Annotated in this window: 16 protein-coding genes; 14 read left to right on the forward strand and 2 right to left on the reverse strand. The window is 59.8% G+C overall.

The window, feature by feature from the left end:
• Positions 1-40: 40 nt before the first annotated feature.
• A complete protein-coding gene (locus BRPE64_RS30485; RefSeq protein WP_016355508.1) occupies positions 41-1,423 on the reverse strand; it encodes a replication initiation protein in 1,383 nt (460 codons plus the stop codon).
• Positions 1,424-2,210: 787 nt separating this feature from the next.
• Between BRPE64_RS30485 and BRPE64_RS30490 the strand changes: the two genes are divergently transcribed.
• The gene (locus BRPE64_RS30490; RefSeq protein WP_016355509.1) at positions 2,211-3,419 is read left to right on the forward strand and encodes a ParA family protein; all 1,209 of its coding nucleotides are present in this window, start codon (positions 2,211-2,213) and stop codon (positions 3,417-3,419) included.
• Positions 3,416-4,387 (forward strand): ParB/RepB/Spo0J family partition protein, encoded by a 972-nt coding sequence (locus BRPE64_RS30495; RefSeq protein WP_044044008.1) that lies wholly within the window; start codon positions 3,416-3,418, stop codon positions 4,385-4,387. Before BRPE64_RS30490 ends, BRPE64_RS30495 begins: the two co-directional genes overlap by 4 nt.
• A 3,045-nt stretch (positions 4,388-7,432) precedes the next feature.
• On the opposite strand, the gene BRPE64_RS30500 is transcribed toward BRPE64_RS30495, so the two are convergent.
• Entirely contained in the window at positions 7,433-8,173 is a 741-nt protein-coding gene (locus tag BRPE64_RS30500; protein WP_016355516.1) for a FadR/GntR family transcriptional regulator, read from the reverse strand.
• Positions 8,174-8,301: 128 nt separating this feature from the next.
• Between BRPE64_RS30500 and BRPE64_RS30505 the strand changes: the two genes are divergently transcribed.
• The 12 genes from BRPE64_RS30505 to BRPE64_RS30560 all read left to right on the forward strand — a co-directional run bounded on the left by BRPE64_RS30505 (position 8,302) and on the right by BRPE64_RS30560 (position 21,610).
• A complete protein-coding gene (locus BRPE64_RS30505) occupies positions 8,302-9,750 on the forward strand; it encodes a branched-chain amino acid ABC transporter substrate-binding protein (protein ID WP_016355517.1) in 1,449 nt (482 codons plus the stop codon).
• Positions 9,751-9,866: 116 nt separating this feature from the next.
• The gene (locus BRPE64_RS30510) at positions 9,867-10,808 is read left to right on the forward strand and encodes a branched-chain amino acid ABC transporter permease (RefSeq protein ID WP_016355518.1); all 942 of its coding nucleotides are present in this window, start codon (positions 9,867-9,869) and stop codon (positions 10,806-10,808) included.
• A gap of 2 nt (positions 10,809-10,810) precedes the next feature.
• Positions 10,811-12,103 (forward strand): branched-chain amino acid ABC transporter permease, encoded by a 1,293-nt coding sequence (locus tag BRPE64_RS30515; RefSeq protein WP_044044012.1) that lies wholly within the window; start codon positions 10,811-10,813, stop codon positions 12,101-12,103.
• Complete coding sequence (locus BRPE64_RS30520) at positions 12,100-12,858, forward strand: ABC transporter ATP-binding protein (RefSeq protein ID WP_016355520.1); 759 nt, start codon at positions 12,100-12,102, stop codon at positions 12,856-12,858. Before BRPE64_RS30515 ends, BRPE64_RS30520 begins: the two co-directional genes overlap by 4 nt.
• On the forward strand, positions 12,855-13,574 hold the full coding sequence (locus BRPE64_RS30525; RefSeq protein WP_016355521.1) for an ABC transporter ATP-binding protein: 720 nt from the start codon (positions 12,855-12,857) through the stop codon (positions 13,572-13,574). The genes BRPE64_RS30520 and BRPE64_RS30525 overlap by 4 nt, the downstream gene beginning before the upstream one ends.
• Positions 13,571-14,395 (forward strand): SDR family NAD(P)-dependent oxidoreductase, encoded by an 825-nt coding sequence (locus BRPE64_RS30530; protein WP_016355522.1) that lies wholly within the window; start codon positions 13,571-13,573, stop codon positions 14,393-14,395. Before BRPE64_RS30525 ends, BRPE64_RS30530 begins: the two co-directional genes overlap by 4 nt.
• A gap of 55 nt (positions 14,396-14,450) precedes the next feature.
• On the forward strand, positions 14,451-16,640 hold the full coding sequence (locus BRPE64_RS30535) for an alpha-ketoacid dehydrogenase subunit alpha/beta (RefSeq protein ID WP_016355523.1): 2,190 nt from the start codon (positions 14,451-14,453) through the stop codon (positions 16,638-16,640).
• 43 nt (positions 16,641-16,683) lie between these two features.
• Positions 16,684-17,172 (forward strand): VOC family protein, encoded by a 489-nt coding sequence (locus BRPE64_RS30540; protein WP_016355524.1) that lies wholly within the window; start codon positions 16,684-16,686, stop codon positions 17,170-17,172.
• A 1-nt stretch (position 17,173) separates the two neighbouring features.
• On the forward strand, positions 17,174-18,424 hold the full coding sequence (locus BRPE64_RS30545; protein WP_044044018.1) for a pyruvate dehydrogenase complex dihydrolipoamide acetyltransferase: 1,251 nt from the start codon (positions 17,174-17,176) through the stop codon (positions 18,422-18,424).
• Between the two features lie 10 nt (positions 18,425-18,434).
• The gene (lpdA, locus tag BRPE64_RS30550; protein ID WP_016355526.1) at positions 18,435-19,838 is read left to right on the forward strand and encodes a dihydrolipoyl dehydrogenase; all 1,404 of its coding nucleotides are present in this window, start codon (positions 18,435-18,437) and stop codon (positions 19,836-19,838) included.
• A gap of 39 nt (positions 19,839-19,877) precedes the next feature.
• Positions 19,878-20,618 (forward strand): SDR family NAD(P)-dependent oxidoreductase, encoded by a 741-nt coding sequence (locus tag BRPE64_RS30555; RefSeq protein WP_016355527.1) that lies wholly within the window; start codon positions 19,878-19,880, stop codon positions 20,616-20,618.
• 170 nt (positions 20,619-20,788) lie between these two features.
• A complete protein-coding gene (locus BRPE64_RS30560; protein WP_016355529.1) occupies positions 20,789-21,610 on the forward strand; it encodes a shikimate dehydrogenase family protein in 822 nt (273 codons plus the stop codon).
• The last annotated feature ends 37 nt before the right edge of the window (positions 21,611-21,647 follow it).

Below are 21,647 nucleotides of genomic sequence, written 5' to 3' on the forward strand. Positions count from 1 at the left end.
CCTGGGTCGGTCCGGCTCGTCTAGCCGCTCGCAGACCTCGTCAACCCTCTCTGCTGAGTTCCGTTCGCGTCTTGCTATAGACGTATCCGGAGAATCCATCGCGCAAATCGGGATATTGATTAACGAGCGCTTCAGACAACTCGGTCGATGAGTCGATCCCGAGTCTGCGCAGCGTCAACTTGCCCGCCGGGCTCGATCGATAGGTACGGCGCCAGTCCTCGCGCTGTTTCTGCGTTGCGTTCTCATAGACCTCCCATCCTCGCCGAACCTCATTGACGACCTTGCTCTGCGCGTGAGCGTCCTGAGCGGCGAATTGCAGCGCGCGCCGGCTCTCGGATTGTTTCTTGGCTTCAGCTTCTCTGCGTTCCGACAGCGCCAACCCCTCCTGGATCTGGACCATTTGCCTTTCCGCATCGGAGACGAGCCATCCCTCTTTCAATGCCTTCATGAAGAAGCCCGCGGGACTCTTGGACACCTTGCCCAGTTTGAGGCTGAAGCGCGTCCGCTCTATGGCCTGCTGCAGGCGCTCGTCGGTAAACGTCTCTCTGTCGGACGCAATCTGATTGAGCTGCGCACTCGATAAGCCGATCTCTTGCTTCAGGGTTTGATAGAGCGCCTGGGCATCCTCATGCGTCTGAAGCAGGCGCTCCGCCATCTCCTTTCGAGCGACCCGAAACCGCATGCGAGCGATCTTCCGAGAACCCGGCTCGTTTCGCGTCTCGAACGCGATATGAAGATCTGAGACCTCATTGATTTGCTCGACCGCGGGTGCGAGCCAATCGCGCTTGAAATACTTGAACTCCTGTGCCTTGGCTCCCATCGAGCCTTGCCAGGCACGAAGCTCATCCAGGGTGTACCAATCAGTGATGCCCTCTGATGCATAAGGCAGCAGATGGTCATACATGACTCGGGCATAGCTGAGTGTAAAGAGCGACGTTATCCGCAAACTCAACCAGTGCGATTTGCCCGGTCCGCGGATAATGCCGATCAGATCCGGAGGGACGCGAAATTGAAAGCGCCCTCCCACGTACGAAATCCGACCGATCAGTTGCACCGACCCGAACGGCTTCGTCCCGTCGGCTTCTGCCTCGGCGGTCGCCTGAATGAGCGCTCTCTGAGCCTCGGTAATGACTTGCTCCAGGTGAGCGTTGTTTCGACTCGAATAACGCATGAGCCACTTGAAGTAATCAAGCTCGACGTCATACAGGTCCTGAACCTTTTCCTCCTGGGCGACAACGAAGTAGGCTGCGTCGATCAGTCGTCGCGCAGCGACGCCGAGATCGACGATACGAATGAGCACGTTCTTTCGCGCAAAGCCGATGTCGGTTCGCGCTGTGTCGACCGGCAGGCCCTCGGTGTTTGCATCGTCAAATAAGGCAAGCGCCAACTGTCGTGACGTTGCTACCTGACTGCCTGTCGCCATTCCGTTGCCTCATCATTCATTTTGATTGTGAAGCGAACGGTACCTTCGGCACGGTGAGCTGTCAACACACAAGACCTCACCTTATTGAGTTGTAGCCACAAAAGACTTCACCTTGAAGGCTGAGTCGCACAATTCGCCTCACCGTCTGAAACAAGAAAGGGCACCATCGATCTCAAAGAAGCGCACGTTGACGGGGTAAACAGGGCACTTTGCCGCTCAATCAACATCACCATGGGCACAAGAAACGGCACTTTGCGAAGATAAGCGGTTGATTTATATCAGAAATTGATTTCGCTGTTAGTTGTTGCTTGTCTTTTCTTCATGAGTAAACACTAACAAACCTGAAGTCACCGGTACATCGGTTCGGTTCGCCGGCAGCCAGATCGAGAACTTGAACATAAGGAAGCTGAGGAGCAATTCGATGCCACTCTGAGGTGAGGAGATATGTGCAACGCGGTAGAGAGCCGAACGGCATTGCTCTGTCCCGTCAGGCTTGGTGAGGTGATTTGTGTGCGCTTGCGGCGAGTACCCCTATCTAGCAATCTTTTTTGGAGCCGGCGCGGGTGCACTTTCGAAAAGTTCTCGCACTCTAATGGTTCTTAACTATCTGTTTTTTATACAAAAAACGTCATGACCTATGGATGACGGCTAATCGAGTCCTCTCGCATGGCGTTTTGTCGGCCTTCCTAGTATTCTACGGTTCCACGTCTAGCCTACTGAAAACCGTAAAAATGGCGCTGACCGTAGGAAAAACACCTCACCGTGCATAACAAGGAAGTAGCCGAAAATGAGCTTGAGCGAACTGCCTGGAATCGACCGCAGAGTGAAACTCTCGAATCTCGGAGATTTTGCAGAGCGTTTGTCGGTCATGACGAACGAATTGCGCGATCAGATACTTGCGCCTCGGCCACGCAAGACCGCCCCGATTTTCACGATAGGCGAACTATCGGAGATGTGCGGGATTGATCGTCAAAAGATCAACTATCTGGCGACCAAAGAAGGATCCGAGCTGCCGCCTGGCGAAGTTCAGGGCACTGGCCGCGCTCGTACTTTCTCCTTGAAGGACGCTCGCTCTTGGGTCCAGCAGGTATCCGATATCTATCAAACGCCCTTGGTGAGCGGCACGCGAGAACATCGCGGTCGCGTGCTGATCACTGCAAATTTTAAAGGCGGATCGTGCAAGACGACGACTTCGATGTGCATCGGTCAGGGGCTGAGCTTGCGTGGCCGGAAAGTGCTGATGATCGATCTGGATCCACAAGCCTCGCTGTCGGAACTGTGTGGTCTGTACGCAGAGAAAGATGTCACTTGGGAGGATACGGTGCTCCCCTACATCTATGATCCTGATTTGGAAGGCGGCATTGAGTCGAAGGTCCAGAGCACCTATTGGGACGGGCTCGATGTCATTCCGGCTCACAACTATCTGCATGACGCCGAGTTTCACCTGCCCGCTGCGCAGAAGACAAATCCGAACTTCGAATTCTGGTCGGTTTTGCGCAAAGGTATCGAGCCTCTTCGCGCGCAGTATGACTACATCATTCTGGACACGGCGCCGTCACTCTCCTATCTGACGTTGAATGGTTTGATGGCGGCGGACGCCATGGTCATGCCGTTGGTTCCCGAAAGTCTTGATTTCATTTCATCCGTATCGTTCTGGTCATTGTTTGCGGAAGTGGCGAATGGTTTCGTGGAGCATGAGGTCGACAAGTCTTACGATTTCGTGTCTGTTCTTCTGTCGCGTGTGGATTATGGAAGCACGTCCTCGGCACCAGTGGTCCGTTCCTGGTCTCAGCGTGCATACGGCGATTGGCTTCACACGACAGAGATCCCAGCGAGTTCGGTAATGAGCAACGGCGCGCTCGCTTTCTCGACTGTCTTTGATCTGTCCCGCGCTGAAACCGTGGCGAAGACGCTCGCGCGGGTTAAACAGCCAATGGTGGATTACTGCAAATGGATTGATGACCAATACGTGGCGCAATGGAGGGAAGGACAATGAGCAGTCTTCGAGACCGGATGATGAACAAGACCGCTGAAGTCAGAGCGGCGAAAGACATCAAGTTAGATCCGCAGCAAGAAAGGTCAGGCAGCCCTCGAACCGCGCCTGGCATGGCGGGCGCGCTTGCAGCGGCCCAACAGAGGATTGCGGTGCTGGAGAAGGTGGGCCCTGCACTCGAGGCCTCGGTCTCGGAGATGACGCCGAACCCGTGGCAGCCTCGCCAGGTTTTTAACGATGCGAAGCTTTCGCAACTGGCCGAGTCGATTCGGGAGACCGGACTGGTTCAGCCGATCATCGTGCGGCGTTCGGGAGCAGGATTTCAGATTGTCGCCGGCGAGCGCCGCTGGCGCGCCCACAAGATGATTGGGCTGGCGACGATCAAGGCGCTCGTCGTGGATCTGTCGGACGAAGAAATGGCAATGCTTGCCTTGGTCGAGAATGTCGCGCGTGAGGATTTGTGCGACTACGAAATCTCGCGCTCGATTCGACAGACGGAGCGCGAGTTTCCGAACCGGAAGCGTATGGCGGAAGCGTTGGGGATTTCTCGATCAGAACTATATCGATTTCTCGCTTTCGCTGAATTGCCGCAGTTCGTAGTCCAGGATCTCGAAGTGCAACCGCGCTTGCTAGGAGCCAGTGCGGCGGAAGCGGTTGTTTCAGTCCTGCGCAACAAAGACAGCGCGGCGATTGAAGGAACCAGAACGCTTTGGGCTCAAGTCGTTTCCGGAGAGTTAGATCAGTCCAAGTTTGCGAAGGCAATCAAGCATGCACTCGACAGCACGAGCGGACCGAAAGCGCCTGCGGGGGAGCGGAGCATCGATAAGATATTCGCGGGAGGGGCACAGGCCGGTTCGATTACCAAGGACGCTGCGGGTCTCACTGTGAAAATCAAGACCGGTGCGCTGACAACAGACCGCGAGAGGCGGATCAGGGATTTGATTGTCCAATTGTTTGCGGGCGATAACTGAGGGCGGGTGTCCCGAGTTGGGACACTTAAAGACGGGCTTCCGTCCGTGGACGACGTTGTTAAGCCGCCGCCTCGTGTCCCGACTTGGGACACTTGAATTCAGCGCCGATGGCGCCGGGTCTGCTTATCCTCTCGACCGGCCTGCCGACGATCGTGGGATCAGCCTCCCACAGATTGTCGCTCGGTCGGCGCCTAGCCAGTGCTGACCTAACCCTGCGCGTAGCAGAAGCACCGGATACCGTTGGCGCGCGCCGCAGCGCGCACGTTGTCAGTAGCCCGCTAACGTCATACCGGAAAACGTGAAAGCTTGGCACAGTTCAAGTCGCTACGCGTGGAGACAAGGACTCACGGCTTTCCGGATCCGGCGTTATATTTGGCGAACGAGGCTGAGACCCCTTCATGGGCCGACGACAGAGAATCCCGAGACGCAGACAGGTATCTCGAGCGGGGTAGGAGATAAAGGATCTGAGCCTTTACGATTCGAATGAAGGCCAAAGTGTCCCGACTTGGGACACTCGACCCGCTCTGAACACGCCGCGGTCAAAATACAACGATGCGACTTCGCGCAGCGAAACCTCTTAGCACAGGTTCATTCCTTAAGTGTTTGCGCAGTAGCTACGAACGCCATTACCTCCCAAGTGCTGACTCCGGGACGGACACCCAATCTGAGGCCAGATGACGCCGCGTGCTCGAGTCGCCGCTCATGAACCGACGCTAATGACAGATTGCGGCCGGATCGCGAAAGCCTGCATCAGAGTCCTGTGAATGCTGATGACATGTGACTGTCAACTTCCGGCGTCATATAAGTTCGCGGGCGGTACTTCCAATCCGGCAAATAAGCGCTATCGTCATTCAGCCTGCCAGCAATGTGCCGCCTCCACGTTGTCAGGGCTTCGCGTCGCTGGTCGCGGTTGCTGTGCATTCTGAAATCGATTTGCAGCCGGGGCGAAAACCACTTATGCCTGAACTCTCGCCACGAACGTCTGGCGGCGGACCGTGGTCAGCGGTCTCATAGATGTTCCACGATGTTCGTCCTCGCCACATCTTGGGGATCCGTCTCCCTGCACACGGACTAAGGCGACGGCCCGACCCCGTCTTCAGCCGGTGATCAACCGAAGTAACTAACCTCCCGCAAATTTCACAGATACCGTGTTCGACCCGCGTGGATCCCTTGTCGCTATCAAAGGTCGAACACGCCGAGGATGTGTCACCGGCTTCGTCAACCGGGGAGTCTGTTGAAGACGACCTAAGATTCGCTGTCAGGTGGAGCGTTTGGAGAAGCGAAAACGTGGAGGCATGGCGGCGTCTCTTTCGACAAAACGATAGCCATGACCGGTCAGACGAACCGGAGTCTCTTGAGCAGACGGCTCGTGGCAAGAGCAGATCACCAGCTCGGCCAACCGTAACTATGCTGATGGGAACGGAACCACGATGTCCCAGAGCAGCTCATATCTCGATTGAAATATGAGCCACGCAAGGTAGACAAAGATGCCTGAGAAGGCGAACGCAGATAATCCGGGATCAGCTGAGTGAGCCGATTTCTTATCGGAGCAAAACGAACGGCGAATTGCGAGGACCGCTCTGCGCACACCGGACCCCAGGCCCGCTCGAGGAGGTCTGAGTCGATCAACTCCAGCTTGCCAGCGCCTCATGATGGTCAATTTTGTCGCGCACTGTCTAATGCAAACCCTGCCGTGAAACAGAGGTGAAATCGCAGCTATATTAGATAACTAGCTGATTATAAAGAAAAATACAGATAAAATTGCGCGTGAAATTTGAATGTTTCACGGGCCGTGATGAAGTCTTCGCCAAAAACCCAGCCATCCACCCGGAATAGCCCCTCTCGTCGCGATGCCGAGTCGTTCGTGTCAAAAAACACGCAATTCGTTTCGAGCAACACATTTTCCTCATTCGGGGCGGCAACAAGCTCGCAGGAAGTCTAAAACAAAGCACGGTTTTTAAGCGGAAGTGAAGCTTTCACGGATGTCGCAGGCAGTCTCACGCGGACGTACTGGGCGTGGTTTGGCTTTCACTCCGCGGTCACTCGGACGATGACGACATCAATGATGTTCACCACCCTCCGCTCTGCGGTCTAACTGTCGCGGATCGCGAGCGACGCAGACATGCCGGCGCAAATGTGTCGAACATGACACCCTGACCTTCAGCCCGTTGTTAGCGGAGACCGGCGAAACACATGTCCGACGCAATCGTCGTGCGTTTGCAAGAACATGAATCGCGATATCCAACGCGATCTCACCGATCATTCTCGAAGTGCCTGCGCCCTCGGAAATCAATACGTGCAGGTTGATCATTAGGAGACGAGCAGCATCGAGCGTCAAATGAGCGGCACTCGCCGGCAACGGCACAATCGACGAACCTGCGCCGGCGTACCAGCACGCGACGGGCATAGTGACGCGGGAATCGGCCGGCACATGGGATCGTCGCGTCCACCGAGAATTCGATGACCATCACGCTTAATCCCCAAAGCGCACGTGTCTGGCAAGTCCATGCAGGCGATAGTAATGCACTGCCTTCGGGAACGCTCGCCGCGGCATCCGTTTGATCTCGCGACTGACCGACGTGGCCAATCCCCTGATAGGGGGGATTGGAAAGACACACGATGCAGTTCGTTCGACCGTGCTGAATCATCCGAACGACGAGCTTACGGCCGAGCCCGTCGAGCAGGCGGACCTTGTCGAGAAGTACGCCGCATCGACCGCTGGAAGATGGAAAGCCTCAGTAGCTACAGGCGTCAATCAACCATCCAATCAAACAGGCTGACCGACGCTACAGCTGATGACCTTGCAAGACGAAACTTAAGAACCAGAAGCGCAGCGTGGCAAACGCGCCTTCGCCCCAACGCAACGAAAGATCAATCAAAGCCAAGCCCGAAGCCGCCTTAGTCAAAACCGCTGACCGCGCGGCCCGCTCGGATGCCACTCCAGGCATTCAAAGCAAGAATCGAATATCTCACCAAGCCGGCCGCCACGTCTCGGATGCGCACCCACAACCGCAGATCCGCCCTCACTAAACGACAAGCCGTTCCTTACTTCGTGAGATAGACATCCAGCCTCTTCGCCGCGTTCCGGAGATGCGTTTCCGCAGCAAGCTCTGCTTGTTCCGCATTGCCTGCACTGATCGCGTCGTAGATGGCCTTGTGCTCCTTCTGCACGTCTTCCACCAGATCGGCGTGATTGTTCTTCGTATTGCTTCTGGCTTGCCGAATCACCCGTCGGGCGCCGTGCTCCAGATGTTCGCTCAATGCCTGAAAGTGAGGATTGTGCGTGGCGTGGACGATGGCCTGATGAAAGGCAAAGTCTTCTTCGTCGCCCAGCCGATCGTTGGCGATCTCGTATTCCATCCCCACCAGGGCGCGGCGGATTTTCTTGAGATCTTCCGGCGTACGTCTCAATGCGGCGAGGCGAGTGGAAGCCACTTCGATCGTCACGAGAAGTTCCAGTACGAGTGCGAGCGAGTCTGTCTCGTTGACCACGACATCCTGAATGCGAAATGCCTGTCGCTGGTTGCGCTCGGTGACGAACACGCCGCTACCTGCCCTGGAGGTGACGAGACCTTCCGATTTCAGCTGCGAAAGCGCCTCTCGAACAACCGCGCGACTCACGGAGAACTGCTCGCAAAGCAGTCGCTCACTTGGAAGGCGATCACCGACAGCGAATTCTCCGGATGCGATCGCCTGGTTCAGACGTGCAGCGATCTCATCGGGCAAATGCCGGGTCTCGACGTCTTCAGCCAGTTGATCGGCTTGTTTAGCTGGGGTTTGTGCCACTCGAATTCCTCAATTTCCACAACTGGTCTTACAGAAAATGTAGCACGATTCTTCAGTGAGAACAAAGAATCGGCTCTCACTTTTCTTCGAAAATAACTGGCGATTTAAAAGATAACTAGATGTTTTAAATGAATAAAAATTATCTCAAGGAGCCGACGGCTGACCGATGCCCAATCCTCTATATCGTAAACCCGACCAACCCATGTGACCCGTTGACGGGCCTGACGCAGCTTTGTATATTTAACCTGTCCGACCAATTCAGTATCTGGTCGAACCACTTCGGATGGCGCCTCGGGCGCAGACAGCCAATAAAAAAACAGGAGACACTTATGGGCGGCAGGGCTTTTCCGCTTCGGTTGGCGGCATTCGCTGCGAGTTTGGTTGCGAGCACCGCGGCCTCCGCCGCGCCGATCAAAATCGCGATGGTCGAAACGTTGTCCGGACCGCAAGCCTCTACCGGACTCATGTTCCGTGCCGCGGCGCGATACGCGATCGACGGCATCAATGAGGCGGGCGGCTGGAATGGCGAAAAGATCACGCTCGTCGATTACGACAACCAGGGTGGTCCCGCCGGGGCATCGGACAAGTTGAAATCGGCCATTGCCGATGGCGCGCAGATCGTCTTGCAAGGTGCATCGTCCGCCGTATCGGGCCAGCTCACCGAGGATGTACGCAAGTTCAACATTCGCAATCCGGGAAAGGAAATCATCTTCCTGAATCTGGGCGGCGAGGCGATGGAGCTGGCCGGCGCGAAGTGCAACTTCTACACCTTCAAGTTCGCCACCAATGCGCAGATTCGCGTCAAGGCGCTCGTCGATGCGATGAAGCCGCTCAATGCGTTAGGCACGCGCGTCTACTCCATGAATCAGAATTACTCGTGGGGAGAAGACATGCAGCAAGCCATCGACGACTACGCGGGTCCCGGCGGATATCAGGTGGTCGAGAAAACGCTGCACGACGTGAACAAGATCCAGGATTTCTCGCCGTATATCGCAAAGATATCCGCATCGAAGGCCACCACGGTCATTACGGGGAACTGGTCCGGCGATCTGCTTTTGCTGATGAAGGCCAGCAAGGCGTCCGGCTCGAAGGCGCGATTCGCCACCGTGTTCCTGGATCAGCCCGGCAATCTGGGCAACGCGGGTGATGCCGCATTGGGCGACTACATCGCTCATCCGTTCAATGCCGAGGCTGCCGGTGCGGGCGGCGACCAGTTCGCCAACGACTTCAAGGCAAAGCAGGGGCACTATCCGTCCTTCATCGAACCGCAAGCCGTCTTTGGCGTGCAGATGCTCGGAGCCGCGCTGAAAAACGTGAAGCCTCGAGACGGCAAGCTCAGCACGCGCGAGCTCGCCATCGCGCTGGAGAAGACGACATTCAAATCGCCGCTCGGCGAAATGAGTATTCGGGCTACCGATCACCAGGTACTGCTGCCGATGGTCGTGTCGGTCGTCGCCAACGACGCGAAGTACAAAGTCGACGGGACGAATATGGGCTTCAAACCCGTCAAGACCTTCAGCGCCGCGCAGGCAGCCACGCCCGCGCAAGCCAGTTGCAAGATGGTACGACCCGAGTAGCACGGAACACGCGTGATCGATCAGCGGCCGCAAGCCGGCCGCCTGACGAAGCTCGAATCAATCAATTGCCGAACTGATCGCTCTCGAAGTGTCACGCGAGCGCGAGGGATGTTTTCATGGATCAATTCGTCGTCGGACTATTCAACGGCATCATTTACGGTTTATTGCTGTTCATGGTGTCGGCAGGGCTCACGCTGATTTTCGGCATGATGGGTATCCTGAATTTCGCCCACGCTTCCTTCTATATGCTGGGCGCCTACTTCGCCTATAACTTGCAAGGCGTCGTCGGATTCTGGCCGGCCCTGATCATGTCGCCGCTCATGGTGGGACTGATCGGCGTACTCGTGGAACGCTTTTTTCTCAGACGGGTACATCATCTCGGTCATGCGCACGAGCTTTTGCTCACCTATGGTCTTTCTTTCACGATCGCGGAGTTGATCAAGCTCTTCTTCGGCAATTTCCCCGTCGATTATCACGTTCCGCCTTCGCTCGATTTTTCCGCCTTCAGCCTGGGCGCCACGAGCTATCCGTTCTATCGCATCCTGATCGGCATCATCGCCCTTGCGATGTTCGCCACGATCTTCCTGCTGCTCACGCGTACGCGTGTCGGCATCGTCGTCCGATCGGCGATGTACCGGCCGCGCATGGTCGGCGCGCTGGGACATAACGTGCCGCTCGTGTTCATGTGCGTGTTTGGCTTTGGCGCCGCACTGGCAGGCCTGGCTGGCGCGGTGGCGGGTGCCTTCTATACGACCAGCCCGAACATGGCGCTCGAACTCGGAGTGATGGTTTTCGTGGTGGTCGTCGTGGGCGGGCTCGGCTCGCTGGAAGGCGCCATGTTCGCCTCCTTGCTGATCGGTGTGGTGACTTCCGTATCGGTGGGAATCGACTACAGCCTGTCCGACCTCCTTGCACTCGTCGGCGCAAAGGACTGGGCGAATTCGATCGGCGGGCTGCTGACGCTGAAAGTCTCGAGCATGTCGGCGACGATTCCCTTCGCGCTCATGCTGCTTATTCTGCTCGTCCGTCCGTCGGGCCTCAAAGGGGAGAAGGAGTGAACATGCCCGGATCAAGAGTAACGCTGGTCGGCTTCGGGACGATCCTGTTGATCGCCTTGCCCATGCTGCTTCCCGCATCGCTGCTGAACGCGTCAATCGCCATGCTGATCGCCGTGCTGTTCGCATGCGCGTTCAATCTGCTTGCAGGCCAGGCCGGTCTCCTGTCTTTCGGTCACGCCGCGTATCTGGGGATCGGTGCCTTTGCGACCGTTCAGGCGATGAACGCGCTCGGAGGCAGCGGCCTTCTGCCTACACCGCTGTTGCCCCTGATCGGCGCGGCAGCGGGCCTCGTTTCGGGTTCGGTGGTGGGATGGTTCGCGACCCGACGCACAGGCGTGTACTTCGCCATGGTGACGCTGGCGCTCGCCGAACTGCTGCACTCGCTCGCACCACACCTCAAAGGCTATTTCGGCGGCGAGGCCGGACTCTCGACGATGCGCAATCCCGCGTGGGGCTTCACCTTCGCGGACAGTGTCCAGGTCTACTACCTGACGCTTGCGTGGGTGCTCGTGTCGATGGCGTTGCTGTATTTCTTCACGCTCACGCCAACCGGCCGGCTCGCTCTGGGCCTGCGCGAAAACGCCCACCGTTTGCGTTTTCTGGGCTACGACACCCATCGGCTGAGCGTTCTGGTTTTCGCGGTTTCGACGATGTTCAGCGGGATCGCGGGCGCGCTGCAGGCGATCAACATGGAAGGCGCCAACTACGTCGTCTTCGAAGGAAGCGTATCGGCGGCGGTCGTTCTCAATACCTACATCGGCGGTGCGACGACCTTTCTCGGACCCGCATTGGGCGCCGCCGTCATGACCTTTTTCGGTTACGCAGTGTCGGACCTCACGCGCTCGTGGCTGCTCTATCAAGGTCTCCTGTTTGCCGCGGTGATGCTGTTCATGCCAAGCGGACTCTCGGGCCTGGTCGGCGCCGTGTCGAGCAATCTGAGGACGCATGGTCTTCGCTCGATGCTTCCGACCATGGTGCTCTACGCGACGGCGGGCATGGCCATCACGGCCGGGACGGTATTCCTCATCGAACTGGCTCAGCGGCTGTTCGCTCAGGACTATCGCGCGCTTGCCGTTCCCGGTAACGCCGGCGGTCTTCCGCTCGTCAGTCTGTTCGGCGCCGAATGGGTCCCGGCGTCCGCTCTGACGTGGCTCGTGCCAGCCGCGCTGATCGCGATCGGAGCCGGCTCGGCGCGAGCCGCCAGCCGGGCGTGGGCACGGATCAAGGATCGAACATCGCGCCCCGGCCCCAATGCCACGGCGGACGCGATTCGAGCAGAGGAGACGCCGACGTGACCAGCACAGCCATTCTTTCCCTACGCGATGTCCGCAAGTCGTTCGGTGATATCGAGATCATTCGCGGCCTTCATTTCGATGCTCACGCCGGCGAGATTCACGGCGTCATCGGGCCGAACGGAGCCGGTAAATCGACGCTGTTCCACCTGATCTCGGGAAACCTCGCACCCACGAGCGGACAGATTCTGCTCGATGGAAAGCCGATTGCCGGCCTGCCGCCCGAAAAGGTCAATCAGCAGGGGCTCTCGCGGTCGTTTCAGATCACGAATATCTTCGCCGGCTTGAGCGTCATCGAGAACGTCCGTCTGGCCGTCATGCGGCAGCACGGACTTCAATACACGATGTGGAAGCTCGCGCATCGCCTGCGCCACGTCGAAGAAGCATCGATGCATCTGCTCGGGCAGGTGAGACTGCGCGATCGATACGACCATATCGCGAGCGAACTCTCGTACTCCGAACAGCGCTCTCTGGAGATCGCGATGTCGCTGGCGTCGTCGCCGAAGGTCCTGTTGCTCGACGAGCCGATGGCCGGCATGTCGCACGAGGAGACCGATCACGCCGTCAAGTTGATTCGCGAGATTGGGCACGGACGCACCGTGTTGATCGTGGAGCACGACATGGATGTGGTGTTTTCGTTGTGTGACCGCGTCAGCGTGCTGGTGTATGGCGAAATCATCGCAACGGGCACGCCCGATCAGATTCGGGCCGATGCTCGCGTGAAGGAAGCCTATCTCGGCGAGGAGGTTTCGGTATGAGCGCGAGCACGGAATTGCTAAGCATCGAGGGGCTGCATGCTCACTATGGAAAAAGCCACATTCTGCATGGCGTGAATTTTCGGGTGGACCGTGGAGAAGTGGTCAGCCTGCTCGGGCGCAATGGTGCGGGCCGTTCCACGACCCTGAAGACCATCATGGGGCTGGTGCGACCCACCGGCGGCAAGATCATGTTCCGCCATGCCGATCTGGCGGGCGCGCGACCCCATGTGATCTGTCGTAGCGGCGTTGCATACGTTCCGGAGGAGCGCGAGATCTTCGCCAACCTGAGCGTCGACGAGAACCTGCAGATGGGCTTGCAGCGCGCGACCAGGGGCGCCCCGTCGTGGACCGTCGAGCAGATGTTCGACTATTTTCCGCGCCTCAAGGAGCGACGCAACACGAAGGCCGGAAGTCTCTCGGGCGGCGAACAGCAGATGCTGACCATGTCGCGCTCGTTACTCGGGAATCCTCTGCTGATGCTCATCGACGAGCCCACCGAAGGTCTCGCGCCGAAGATCGTCGCCGCCGTCGGCGAGGCGATCGCGGATATCCACAGTCGTGGCGTGTCGATCGTTCTGGTCGAGCAGAAGCTCACGATCGCCTTGAAGGTATCGACCAGAGTGTGCGTCATGGGGCACGGGCGAATCGTGTTTCAGGGCGCGCCGGACGAGCTCACATCAAACACCCAACTCCTCAGGAACTGGCTAGCCGTATGAGCATCACGTCAAACAGCAGGATCGGATCGGCACAACCCTTCAATCCGGCGAGTTTCGCCGGCATCGCGGGCAAGGTCGTCATGAACACCGGAGCGGCCAATGGCATCGGGCTCCACATGGCCCATGGCTTCGCCCGGCATGGTGCGCGTCTCGTGCTCGTCGACATCGATGCGAGCGCGCTCGAGGCGGCTCGCGCGGAACTCGCGCAGGCATGGCCCGGCGTCGAGATCGAAACGTGTGAAGCGTCCATCACCGATCCGGAAGCCATGGAACGCGCTTGCGTCAAAGCGGAAGGCCGATTCGGCGGGATCGACATCCTCCTGAACAATGCCGGAATTTCGATGAACAAGCCCGCGCTCGAACTGACGCCGTCCGACTGGCGCCGGGCGATCGACATCGATCTCTCCGGTGTGTTCTTCGCCGCGCAGGCGGCCGGCAGGCGCATGGTGCGGCAGCGCAGCGGCGTGATCATCAGCACGGCCTCGATGTGGGGCCTGGCTTCGTCGAGCCGGCGTGTCGCCTATTGTGCGGCCAAGGCCGGCGTCGTCTCGCTCACCAAAAGTCTGGCTGCCGAATGGGCCGAGTACAACGTTCGCGTCAACGCTGTCTGTCCCGGTTACACGCGCACGGCATTGGTCGACTCGCTGATCGCGCGCAACGCGCTCGACCAGGACGCACTCATGCAGCGCACGCCGCTGGGGCGGCTGGGCACGCCTCAGGAAATGGCCGAAGTCGCGCTGTTTCTCGCATCCGATTCGGCGGCCTTCATCACCGGACACGCACTCGTGTCGGATGGCGGCTGGACTGCGGACGGCTTCTGAGCCAAACCCTTCCCGGATTCACCTCACATTTTCGATCGCTTCTGAAGGACTCTCCATGCCTGAACGCACTGCGTTATCCCCGGCGGCCGACTGGGTCGAATTGCGCGCCACCGACGCCGACTGGGCGGGCGCCGACCCGGCGCTGCTCGGAACCTTGCTGAGCCACATGATCCTGATTCGCGGGTTCGAGGAAGCCGTGCTCGAACTGGCCGCCGAAGGGCTCGTACACGGACCCGCACACTCGAGCATCGGCCAGGAGGGCGGCGCCGCGGGGTCGATCGTCGCGCTCAACGGCGCCGATCAGGTCAATGGTTCGCATCGCGGCCATCACCAGTTTCTGTCGAAAGCGCTTGGCTTCGTGATGCCTGGGGGAATCGATCCCCGCGCGCCTTTTCCGGCCGAGGTGCAGACCTTGCTGCAGCGGACGCTCGCGGAAATTCTCGGTCTCGCTCAAGGTTTCTGCAAAGGCAGGGGCGGTTCGATGCATCTGCAATGGACCGAAGCAGGCGCGCTGGGAACCAACGCGATCGTGGGCGGCGGCGTGCCCTTGGCCGCGGGTTCCGCGTGGGCGAACCGGCATGCGGCAACTGATGCGGTCGCGGTGACCTATTTCGGCGACGGCGCCGTCAACATCGGCTCGGTGCTCGAGACGATGAACCTCGCCGCGGCATGGAAACTTCCGCTGTGCTTCTTCATCGAGAACAACCGGTATGCCGTTTCGACCACCGTGGAAGAAGCGACCGCGGAGCCGCGCCTGTCCGCGCGCGGGCTGGGATTCAACATCCCGAGCTGGAAGGTCGACGGCATGGATCCGCTCGCCGTCCACCTCGCGATGCAGGAGGCGCTGCAGCACATGCGCGCTGGAAACGGCCCGGCCATCGTCGAGGCGGATGTGTACCGCTTCTTCCATCAGAACGGCCCGTTCCCGGGCAGTGCATTCGGCTATCGCAGCAAGGAAGAGGAGAAGGAATGGCGTGCGCGCGATCCGATCGAGCTGACGGCGCGTCACATGATCGAGCGCGGGCTTCTCGCCGATCACGAGATCGACGCGTTGCGCCAGCGCGTCAGGGACGCGATGCAAGCGGCGATTGCCGAGCTGACCGAGCGCGACCCGGCGGGAAAAGCCGGCAGCCGGCGGATTCGCGCGGAACTGTGGCCCGATCCGAGCTTCCGGGACGTCGGGATTCGTAGCGATCTGAAGGAGCTTGCCGGACTGAGGTTCTCGGACGAGAGCGATTTCCCGGGCAAGCTCGACACGCGGAAGTTCATCGATGTCGTGGCGGACGTGATGAGCCGCCGCATGGAGCAGGACTCGTCCATCGTCGTGATGGGTGAAGACGTTCATCGGCTCAAGGGCGGCACCAGCGGCGCCACGCGCGGACTGCGCGACCGCTTCCCGGAACGCGTGCTGGGCACGCCGATCAGCGAGAACGCTTTCGTCGGCCTCGGCGGCGGGATGGCGCTCGATGGCCGATACAAGCCGGTGGTGGAATTCATGTATCCCGACTTCATGTGGGTGGCGGCCGACCAGGTGTTCAACCAGATCGGCAAGGCACGCCATATGTTCGGCGGCGAGAGCGACGTGCCGCTCATCCTGCGTACCAAGGTGGCGATGGGTAGCGGCTACGGCTCGCAGCACTCCATGGATCCCGCCGGCATTTTTGCGACCAACCCGGGCTGGCGAATCGTCGCGCCCTCGACCCCGTTCGACTATGTCGGCCTGATGAACACGGCGCTCGCCTGCAAGGACCCCGTGCTGGTCATCGAGCATGTCGATCTCTACACCTCTTCGGGCATCGCTCCGGTCGACGATTTCGACTATCACCTGCCGGTGGGAAAAGCGGTGCTGAGACGCACGGGCAACGATCTGACCGTGATCACCTATCTGTCGATGGTGAAACATTCACTGGAAGCGATCGCGCAGGCGAACGTCGACGCCGACGTCATCGATCTTCGCTGGCTGGATCGCGCGAGCCTCGACTGGGAAACCATCGAGGCGAGTGTGAAGAAGACGAACAACGTTCTTATTGTCGAGCAGGGTGCGCGCGGAACATCGTACGGCGGATGGCTCGCAGACGAGATCCAGCGACGCTATTTCGACTGGCTCGATCAGCCGGTGCAACGCGTAACGGGTGCCGAGGCCGCCCCGAGCATTTCGAAGGTGCTCGAACGCGCAGCCGCCGCCAGAACCGAAGAGGTCGTCGAAGGTGTGCGCCTGGCGATGGAAGGCCAGGGCGCAGCATGACGCTCGTGTGAGACAACCGCAAAGGACGGCTATGACGCTAAATATGCTTGCCCCGCTCGAAGTCGGCATCGCCGTGCGTGACCTCACGCGCATGCGAAGCTTCTACGAGCACACACTCGGCTTCACCTTCATCAGCGAATTCACCGTCGGGCCCGAGATGGCCCGCAAGGCCGCCATGCACGCGAGCGGCTATAAGGTCGTGCGCCTGCAGACCGGCCATGGCGAGCGAATCAAACTACTGGCGCCCGCCGAGGCGCCCGGGGCCGACACGCGCGACGGTCTGGTGCTGGACGCGCCCAACACGATGTATCTCACCTTCATCGTCGACGATATTCAGGCGGTCGTCGACAGGCTCATCGGGCAGGCCACGCGTTTCCTGACAGGCACGACGCGCGTCGAAGTGCGTGAGGGTACCTATCTGGCCTTTTGCCGGGACCCGGAAGGCAACGTGCTGGAAATCGTCCAGTACGCGGACATCGATACTTATCGCCCCGATCTTCGGACGCCAGCGGCGACGGCGAGGAACGACTGACATGGCAACACTTTTGAGAATGCCGGAAGTGGCGGCAAACGCCACGCACGCGACTTTGCAATCGTGGTTGCGAACCGAGGGCGAGATGATCGAGATAGGCGATTGCCTCGCGGAAATCGAAACCGACAAGGCAGTCGTCGAACTGACGGCGGAGGCATCCGGGACCATGGGCCGCCAGCTGGTGCGCCCGGGACAGGACGTGGAGGTCGGGGCGCCGATCGGAATCCTGATCGGCAAGGGTGAAAGCGACGTCGATATCGACAGGCTTCTGGCCCAGCCCGCGTCGGCGCTGCACGCGGCCACGCACGATCGTGAAGCCAACACCGAAAGAACGGAAGTGAGCACCCCATCTCCGGCCGCGAAAGCGGACGTTGCGCGGGTGTTCGCCAGCCCGCTCGCAAGACGCCTCGCTGTTCAGCATCGGCTGGATATCGGGACCATCGCGGGGTCCGGTCCGAACGGGCGCGTGGTGAAGCGGGACATCGAGCGTACGCTTGGCGGGACGCCGGCTGTTCACGCGGTTGTTGCCGTGCCGGACGGCAAGGCGGATGCCGCCGCAACGAGCGCGGTGCCGGCCTTCATCGAAATTCCGCACAGCAACATGCGCAGGACCATCGCGCGCCGTCTCAGCGAAAGCAAGTCGACCGTCCCGCATTTCTATCTGAACGTGGATTGCCGCATGGATCGTCTGCTCGCGTTGCGCGCGGAGATCAACGCGGCGGCGACTCGCAAGATCTCGATCAACGATTTCATCGTACGAGCCGTCGCCGTTGCGCTTCGAGACGTGCCCGAAGCCAACGTCGGCTGGACCGAAACAGCCTTGCGCAGATATCGCCACGCGGACATCGCGGTTGCCGTGACGACGGAGACGGGCCTCATCACGCCCATCGTTCGCGCAGCCGAGAGCAAGACGCTGTCCGCGATCAGCGCCGAAATTCTCGATCTCGCAGAACGCGCGCGCGTGGCGAAATTGCGTCCCGATGAATTCCAGGGCGGCAGTTTCAGCATAAGCAACCTGGGCATGTTCGGTGTCGCGGAATTCTCCGCGATCATCAATCCCCCGCAAGCCGCCATTCTGGCCGTCGGGGCCGTCCAGACGGTTCCGGTCGTCGACAATGGCGCAGTGGTTTCCGGGCAGGTCCTGCGCTGCACCTTATCGGTGGATCATCGCGCGATCGACGGCGCGTTGGCAGCCGCATGGATCGCCGCTTTCAAGCGGGCGGTCGAGAACCCGCTTTCCATGCTGATCTGAGGGGCGCCACGTGAATCACTCATCATTCGACCTCGCCGTCATCGGCGGTGGTCCCGGCGGTTATGTCGCCGCGATCCGGGCCGCCCAGCTTGGCATGAGCACGGCGTTGATCGAAAGGGATCAGCTCGGCGGAGTCTGCTTGAACTGGGGCTGCATTCCAACCAAAGCGCTGCTGCGCTCCGCCGACGTGCTCAGACACGTCCGGCATGCCGCCGAGTTCGGTATCAAGGTATCGGCGCCGGAGGTGGACCTGCCGGCCATGATCGAGCGTTCCCGATCCGTCGCCGGACAGTTGAACAAGGGCGTCGTTCATCTCATGAAGAAGAACGGCGTCACGGTGCTGAGCGGGCACGGTCGACTGAAAGGAGAGGGGACCATCGAGGTCACGGAGCGGAACGGGACGATCTCGAGTATTGCGGCACGCAATATCATCATCGCGAGCGGGGCGCGCCCGCGGCGGCTGCCGGGACTGGAGCCGGACGGCAAAACGGTATGGACCTATCGGGACGCACTCGTCCCGTCGTCGATCCCCCGGAAGCTGCTGATCGTCGGCGGAGGAGCGATCGGCATCGAGTTCGCGAGCTTCTATCACGCGATTGGCGCGCAGGTCACGGTCGTGGAGATGGCGCAGCGGATTCTGCCGGTCGAGGACGCCGATGTCTCGACGCAGGTCGAGACAAGCCTCAAGCGTCAGGGCATTCAATTGCGCACCGGCAATCGAATCAAACGGGCGACGCGCGATAACGATTCATGGTTCGTGGATATCGGCGACGACGAAGGCGGCCGAAGCGAAACCCTTCGCGTCGATGTGATCCTGGTTGCGGCCGGTATCGTCGGCAACGTCGAAGACCTGGGTCTTGAACGAACCGCCGCCAAAATCGAAAAGACTCACATCGTGACCGATGCCGTCGGACGAACCGGCGAGCCGGGTCTCTACGCGATCGGCGATGTCGCCGGACCGCCGTGGCTCGCCCACAAGGCAAGCCACGAAGGTCTGATCTGCGTCGAGGCCATCGCCGGACTCGCGTCCCACGAACTCGATCCGGCCTGCATCCCGGCCTGTACCTACAGTCACCCGCAGGTTGCGAGCGTCGGCATCACCGAAGCGCAGGCGCGAGCGAAGGGATACACCGTGAAGGTGGGACGATTCCCGTTCGTAGCCAACGGAAAGGCGATCGCCATGGGTGCGACAGAAGGCTTCGTGAAGGTCGTGTACGACGCCCGGACAGGCGAGTTGCTGGGTGCGCACATGGTCGGCGAGGATGTCACGGAACTCATTCAGGGCTTCGTGATCGGCAAGACGATCGAGACGACCGAGGCCGAGATGATGAGGGCGATCATGCCGCATCCGACGCTGTCCGAAGCCATGCACGAAGCGACGCTTGCCGCATACGGCCGAGTGTTGCACGCCTGACGACAGGCATCCACAACACCATTTTCTCCGGGGCTGCGCATGTATAACTTCTCCAACCGGACCTTGCTGCTCACAGGCGCCAACGGTGGAATCGGGCGCGAGATCGCAAGGCTGTTCTATTCCGAAGGGGCGAACCTGATCCTCACGGATCTCGACGAAACCGCGCTCCGTGAATTCGCGGGCGCCAGCGGTTTCGACGCGCGTCGCGTCGTCTGCATGAAGATGGATGCGTCGAGCGCAAAAGACGCCGAGGACGCCGTGGCGCTGGCGATGCAGAGCTTCGGCGGCATCGATTTCCTGGTCCCCTCGGCCGGAATCTACCTGGCCCAGCCCTTCGACGAGATGACCGACGAGCAGTGGCACAGGACCATCGCCATCAATCTGGACGGTGTCTTTTATCTTTGTCGCCGCGCGCTCGGCGCCATGCGGGAGAACAGCGCCATCGTCAACCTGACTTCTCTTGCAGGGCATCGCGGGGCGTTCTACAACGCGCACTATTCGGCCTCCAAGGGTGGCGTCCTCAGTCTGACACGGAGTCTGGCGCGCGAACTTGCGCCGAGGACACGGGTCAACGCGGTTTCACCGGGCATCATCGAGACGCCGATGACCGCCTCACTGGTCGAGAAGCGTGGCGCGGATTCGATCGGTCAAACGCCGCTTGGGCGACTCGGACAAGCGCGTGAAGTCGCCACCGCGGTGGGCTTCTTCTGTAGCGACGCATCGAGTTTCATTACGGGCGAAGTGCTTCAGGTGAACGGTGGTCTTTACATGGCCGGATAAGTGATGGACGTATAAGCGCATGAGGTTGTTCATTGCGCATCCGATGTCGTTTCGTGAGAGATATTCCCCATCAATAGCGATTGCGCCGCAAGCGACGCTGGTGCGCCAGTCTGGCGCCGTGCATGTCCGCGAATGGCCCACGCTGAACCGATCCAATAACAGGAACATCAATGGAAGTTGACGGCGCCACGAGAATCGTCGGCATCATTGCAGATCCCATCGGCCATGTCCGCACGCCGCAGATGTTCAACGCGGCCGCCGCCAGACAAGGCGTAAATGCGATCTGCATCCCGTTTCATGTGCAGCCTGAGAAGCTGCGCGAGTTCATCAGAAGCGCGGGGTCGTTGAAAAACCTGAATGGGCTGGTCGTCACGATCCCGTACAAGGAAGCCGTCCTCGAGCTTTGCGATGAGCTGACCGCGACCGCGGGACTCGTTGGTGCGGTCAATGCAATGCGACTGAATCCGGAAACGGGATCGTGGACCGGCGGGAATTTCGACGGCGCGGGTTTTGTCGCCGGGTTGCGCGCTCGCGGCCACATCCTTGCCGGACGGCGGGTTCTGCTCCTGGGCGCCGGCGGCGCAGGAAAGGCGATGGCCTTTTCGATTGCACGCGAACGCCCGGCTGAACTCGTCATCTTCAATCGCTCGTCGAGCAAGGCTCAGGAGCTGGTCGAACGATTGCGAGCCGCCATGCCGGACATCCTGATCAGGGCCGGCGGAAACGATCCGGCGGGGTTTGAAATCGTTGTCAATGCGACCTCGCTCGGACTTCGGGAAACGGATGCCCTGCCGGTCTCCGGTGTGTCGCGTCTCGACACCCGTGCGCTGGTGTGCGAAGCAGTGGTGGGCGACGGAGAGACGCGATTGCTACGGGAGGCGAGGCAGCACGGTTGCGAAATTCATCGAGGAATCGAAATGCTGTCCGGTCAGATCGTCGAGATTGCGAGTTTTTTCGGCATCTCTTTTTCGGACGCTCTTTTGAAGCGCTGAGATCGGGCGCCAGCGGCCAGCGAACGGCGAGCATCTT

Source organism: Caballeronia insecticola (assembly GCF_000402035.1).
Classification (GTDB): Bacteria; Pseudomonadota; Gammaproteobacteria; order Burkholderiales; family Burkholderiaceae; genus Caballeronia; species Caballeronia insecticola.